Origin of the sequence: Micromonospora phytophila, from assembly GCF_023656545.1 — a bacterium.
Lineage (GTDB): Bacteria > Actinomycetota > Actinomycetes > Mycobacteriales > Micromonosporaceae > Micromonospora > Micromonospora phytophila.
Genome location: NZ_JAMOKF010000367.1, coordinates 1 through 4,903 on the forward strand (window position 1 = coordinate 1; position 4,903 = coordinate 4,903).

Below are 4,903 nucleotides of genomic sequence, written 5' to 3' on the forward strand. Positions count from 1 at the left end.
CGGGTAACGCGCCAGGGCGTGGGCGACCACCAGCGCCCCGGCACCGTGCCCCACCAGCACCGCCTGGCGCGGCAGGCCCGCCGCCACCTGGACCACGTCGTGGGCGTACGCCCGCAGCGTCGCCTCCGGCGCCGGCCCGCTGCCGCCGTGCCCACGCAGGCTCAGCGCGTACGCCGGGAATCCGCGCGACGCGGCATGACCCAGCCAGTGCTCGGCGAACGCCCACGCCCCGTGCCCGAAACCGGGCACGAAGAGCAGCGGCGGGCGCCCCTCCTCCAGCTCCGGACTCGCGCTGAGCACCTCCCGCCGGACCGGGCGGACCGGACGGGCCCACTCCCGCCCCCGCATGACCCGCACCTGCTCGCTCACCGCACCGGCCTCTCGTTCGCGACTGCGGGGCTCCGCTGCGCTGCACTCCTCGCGCTCACCGGGAACCCTCCAGGTCGTGCAGGGCGCGCTGGACGGCGCGCAGGTAGTCCGCGTGGCCGACCTCGAACCAGTGCCGGCTGCTGTCCTTGACGTGCCCGGAGTAGCGCTCCCCCGCGTTCGCCGTCACCTTGGCGGCGAACGCCGCCGCCCGGTCCGGACGGGTCACGCGCAACCGGAGCAGCCGGGCGAAGAGCACCGTCTGCCAGTGCGACAGGGTGAAGATCCCCGAGTCCGGCTGCACCAGACCGGCCACCGCGAGGGTGGGGTGGTCCGGGACGAAGGCGTTGAGCCAGAGTGTCGGCCGGCCCGCCCCCGCGTCGTCGCCGAGCACCTTGGGATCGAGGAACTCGAAGCGCGGCAGGTAGCCGGTGGCGAAGACGACCAGTTCCGGGTCGATCTGCCGGCCGTCGGAGAGCTCGACGGCGTACGGGTGGAAGCGGGCGACGTCCGGCACCGGGGTGATCTCGCCGTGGCCGACGTAGTAGACGAGCTGGCTGTTGGCGATCGGGTGCGTCTCGTACACCCGGTGGTCGGGCTTGGGCAGGCCGAACCGGGTCAGGTCGCCGACGGTCAGCCGCAGCGTCCAGTGGTAGAGCCACTGCCGCACCCGCAGCGGTACGCGCAGCGCGAGCAGCGCGTCGTTGACCTGGTCGGCTGGGCGCCCGAGAACGTACTTCGGCGCGTACCAGTAGCCGCGGCGGGTGGAGTGCCAGCAGCGCGACGCCTGCTGGGCCGCCTCGACGGCGATGTCGCAGCCGGTGTTGCCGGCGCCGACCACCAGCACCCGCTTGCCCCGCAGCTGCGCCGGGTCCTTGTAGGACGAGGCGTGCATGATCTCGCCGCGGTACTCCTCCAGCCCCTCGTAGCGGGGCAGCTTCGGTGACCAGTTGTGACCGTTGGCGACCACCACGGCGGCGTAGCGGGAGGTGCGCTCCGGGCCGTAGCCGCCGGTGCTGCGGGTGGTGACGTCCCAGCGGTCGCCCGCCACCGGCTCGACCCGGATCACCTCGGTGCCGAACCAGATGTGCGAGCGCAGGTCGAAGTGGTCGGCGTACCGCTCGAAGTAGGAGAGCAGCTGGCTGTGGTGCGGGTAGTCCGGCCAGTCGTCCGGCATCGGGAAGTCGGGGAACTGGGTGAACGGCCGCGACGAGATCAGGTGGGTGCTGGCGTACACCGGGCTGCGGTCGTGCCGCCAGTTCCAGGCGCCGCCGACGCCGGTCTCCCGCTCGTAGCAGTCGACCCCGAAGCCGTGCTCCTTGAGGTTCTTCACGGCGGTGAGGCCGCTGGCCCCGGCGCCGATCACGCAGACGGTCTCGCCCCGGTCGGAGACCGGGCGGCCGTCGCGGGTCAGGGCGAGCGTGCTCGTCTCCGGGTCGGGCCGGCCGGGATCGGTGGAGGTGGACACCGGGAATCTCCTTTTGTACGGCACGAGTGCCGGGTCGCGCAGAATCCTCTCCACAACGGAGCGGGATGTCCAGCCCCCGGCGCGGTCGCGCCGGTCAGTCGGCCGTGGGCAGCAGCAGGTCGACCAGGACGGGGAAGTGGTCGCTGGCCCGGCGGGTCTGCGGAGTGTCCACCACGTCGTAGTCGACCACCGTGATCCGCGGGTCGACGAAGAGGGCGTCGATCCGCCGCCGCGGGTTCGTGCAGGAGTAGGTGAGCCGGTCCGCCCGGTCGGTCGCCACGGCGGCGTCGGTCAGCCCCCGCGCCACGGTCGCCCAGGCCGGCCCGTCCGGACCCTCGTTGAGGTCGGCCGCCGCGATGACCGGCGTGCTCGCCGCGTCCAGGTCGCGCTTGAAGAGCGCGGCCTGCCCGGGCCGCTCGGCGGCGTCGGTGGACAGGTGCGACCCGGCCACGGTGAACCGGGCGCCGCCGCCGACCACGCACTCGGCGTACGCGGCGCCGCGCAGGTGCCGGCCCGGGGTGAGCGGGAAGCGCTGGCACCGGGTGGCCAGCACCCGCACCCGCAGGCTGGTCAGCACCAGGTTGCCCAGCGAGGGCAGCCCGCCGGCGGCCACCACCAGGCCGAACGACTCGGCGAGCGTGGCGGAGCGCTGCCGCCACCGGAACCGGCGCGGCCCCTCCTGCACGACCACCACGTCCGGCCTCGCGGCGCGGACCACCTCGGCCAGCGCGGCGGTGTCGTCCCGCTGGCTGTGGATGTTGTACGACACGACGCGCAGCGGCACGCCGGAGCTCTGCGTCACCCGTCCCGCCTCAGATCCGGCGGGCCAGGTCGGCCGCGCCGATGACACCGGCGGTGTTGCCCAGCTCGGCCGGGCGGATCTCGGCCACCGGGAGCCGGCTGCGCTGGGCCAGCGCGTCGGTGAAGGACCGGCGGGTCGGGCCCATCAGCAGGTCGCCGGCGTCGATCACGCCACCGCCGACGACGAGCACCTGCGGGTCGAGGATCTGCGCCATGTCGGCGAGGCTGGTGCCGAGCCAGCGCCCGACCTGGGCGAACGCCTCGGCGGAGACGGGGTCGCCGCCCTGCGCGGCGGCGGTGACCATCGGGCCGGTGATCGCCTCGGCCTCACCGCCGGCCAGCTCCAGCAGGGCGCCGGCGCGGTGCGGCTCCTGCCGGGCGGCGGCGCGGGCGAAGCGCACCAGGGCGCTGCCGCTGGCGTACTGCTCGATGCAGCCGAGCCGGCCGCAGCCGCACTGGTGGCCGTCCGGCACGGTGAGCATGTGGCCCAGCTCGGCGGCGATGCCGTTCGCGCCCCGGACCAGTTCTCCGCCGAGCACGATGCCGCCGCCGACGCCGGTGCCGATGGTGAACATGACCATCGAGTCGTCGGCGTCGCGGGCCGCGCCGTGGCGGAACTCGGCCCAGGCGGCCACGTTCCCGTCGTTCTCCACGATCACCGGCAGGCCGACCGCGGCGCTGACGTACTCGCGCAGGGGCTCGTCCCGCCAGGCGAGGTTCGGGGCGAAGAGGACGGTGGAGCGGCTGGCGTCGATCCAGCCGGCCGCGCCGATGCCGACCGCCTCGATCGACTGTCCGGTGGCCAACTCGCCGACCAGCTCGATGATGACGTCGCGGGTCTTGCCGACGTCATCGGCGGGGGTGTCCCGTCGGGCCTGCACGAGGACCTTGCCGGTGTCGTCCACGACACCGCCGGCCACCTTCGTGCCACCGACGTCGACTCCGATGGTCAGCGTCACCGCTGCCACTCCCCTCTGCTGTGCTGCCCGCACCGCGCCGGCGCGTCGCCGGCGGGGTGTCGGGAGGTGCGATGGTCAGGCCCCGTCGCCTGGTGCGTCCTCGCCCGCGTCGCCCGGCGCCCGGGACGCGGGCACCACGGGACGGTCGGCCGGCGTCCGGACGGTGACCGGGGCGGCCGGCCCGGCGACGTCGACGGGCGATGCGGCGGCCGGAACGGCCGACTCCTCCGCCCGGGTCGCGGCGGACCAGACGTCCCGCTGCGGCGCCGGCTGAGAATCATGCCCGCTCCGGGTGGCCTCGCGCCACACGTGATCGTCGGCGGGGCCGCTGTCGGCCGTCGCGGCCGGCCGGACGACGGGCTCCGTGGACTCCTCCGGCGGGGTGAACGCCCGCAGCAGGCTGGCCACTCCGGCGGCCAGATCCCCAGCTCCGGTGGCGAGCCGCTCGGCGAATTCGGGACTCGGATCCCGCAACGCCGCTATACCGCGGCAGACCGGGCAGATGCAGCATTCGGCCGTGCCGGTGGCGAAACCGCCGCCGGTGGCGCCGGTCGACCCGCCCGGGGCGGCACTGTGACCGAGGACACTCGACACGATCCCACCGAGCGGACCCCACGGGCCGGCCGTCCGACCCGCGGAGGCCAGCCGGGCGGCGGCCAGCACGGTGGCGACCAGTCGTTCCGCCTCTTCCCGGGCCGAACCCGGATCCGTTGCACCCATGGTCGGCTCCTCTACCGTGCCGGCGAACGCGTCACTGCGCCGCACCGGGTGCTTCTACCCGGCGCTTGAGCTGCTTCAACGCGGTATCCATGATCATTTTCTCGGCCTTGCGGCGAAACATGCCGAGCATCCCCACGGAGAGTTCGACCTCCAGGGTGTAGGTCACCGTGGTGGTGCCGTCCGGGGCGCCCACCAGGTCGTACGAGCCACGCTGGGCCTTCTGCATCTTCGAGGGCGCCACCAGGTGCCACTCGATCCGGGAGAGGTCCTCGGCGTACTCGTACGCCAGCACGTACTCGTCGGCCATCACGCCGGCGTCGATGGTGAACCGGACCTGGCTGGCGTAGCCGTCCTCGTACTCCTCGATGACCTCCACCCGCTGTACCGCGTCGGTCCAGTCCGGGTAGCTCGGGAAGTCGCAGATGACCGCCGCCACCCGTTCCGGTGGCGCGCCGACGATGATCGACTGGGTGGAGGTGTCCGCCATGGGGGGAGGCTACCCGGCGGCGGGGACGCCCGCGCCGCGCCGCCCCCGGCACGCCGCACCGGCCGCCTTCTCCCGCCCCGCCCTCCGCGCCGCGGGGGGTCG

General features: G+C 74.3%; 6 protein-coding genes. All 6 read right to left on the minus strand.

Features of this window, described 5'->3' with window-relative positions:
• A partial coding sequence (locus tag NCC78_RS27485; RefSeq protein ID WP_250798107.1) for an alpha/beta hydrolase occupies positions 1 to 369 on the minus strand: 369 nt, incomplete at its 3' end.
• A gap of 55 nt (positions 370 to 424) precedes the next feature.
• Positions 425 to 1,834: a flavin-containing monooxygenase gene (locus tag NCC78_RS27490; protein WP_250798109.1), complete on the minus strand. Its 1,410-nt coding sequence runs from the start codon at positions 1,832 to 1,834 to the stop codon at positions 425 to 427.
• Between the two features lie 94 nt (positions 1,835 to 1,928).
• Positions 1,929 to 2,636, minus strand: a complete 708-nt coding sequence (locus NCC78_RS27495; protein ID WP_250798110.1) for an endonuclease/exonuclease/phosphatase family protein — start codon at positions 2,634 to 2,636, stop codon at positions 1,929 to 1,931.
• A gap of 10 nt (positions 2,637 to 2,646) precedes the next feature.
• Positions 2,647 to 3,594: an ROK family glucokinase gene (locus tag NCC78_RS27500; protein ID WP_250798112.1), complete on the minus strand. Its 948-nt coding sequence runs from the start codon at positions 3,592 to 3,594 to the stop codon at positions 2,647 to 2,649.
• Between the two features lie 75 nt (positions 3,595 to 3,669).
• Positions 3,670 to 4,314: a hypothetical protein gene (locus tag NCC78_RS27505; protein ID WP_250798115.1), complete on the minus strand. Its 645-nt coding sequence runs from the start codon at positions 4,312 to 4,314 to the stop codon at positions 3,670 to 3,672.
• 31 nt (positions 4,315 to 4,345) lie between these two features.
• On the minus strand, positions 4,346 to 4,801 hold the full coding sequence (locus NCC78_RS27510) for an SRPBCC family protein (RefSeq protein ID WP_250798116.1): 456 nt from the start codon (positions 4,799 to 4,801) through the stop codon (positions 4,346 to 4,348).
• Between the last annotated feature and the right edge of the window lie 102 nt (positions 4,802 to 4,903).

What these genes read in the sequence shown, in the direction of transcription:
- NCC78_RS27505 (WP_250798115.1), bottom strand. Translation starts at nt 4,314, where the DNA reads ATGGGTGCAACGGATCCGGGTTCGGCCCGGGAAGAGGCGGAACGACTG.
- NCC78_RS27510 (WP_250798116.1), bottom strand. Translation starts at nt 4,801, where the DNA reads ATGGCGGACACCTCCACCCAGTCGATCATCGTCGGCGCGCCACCGGAA.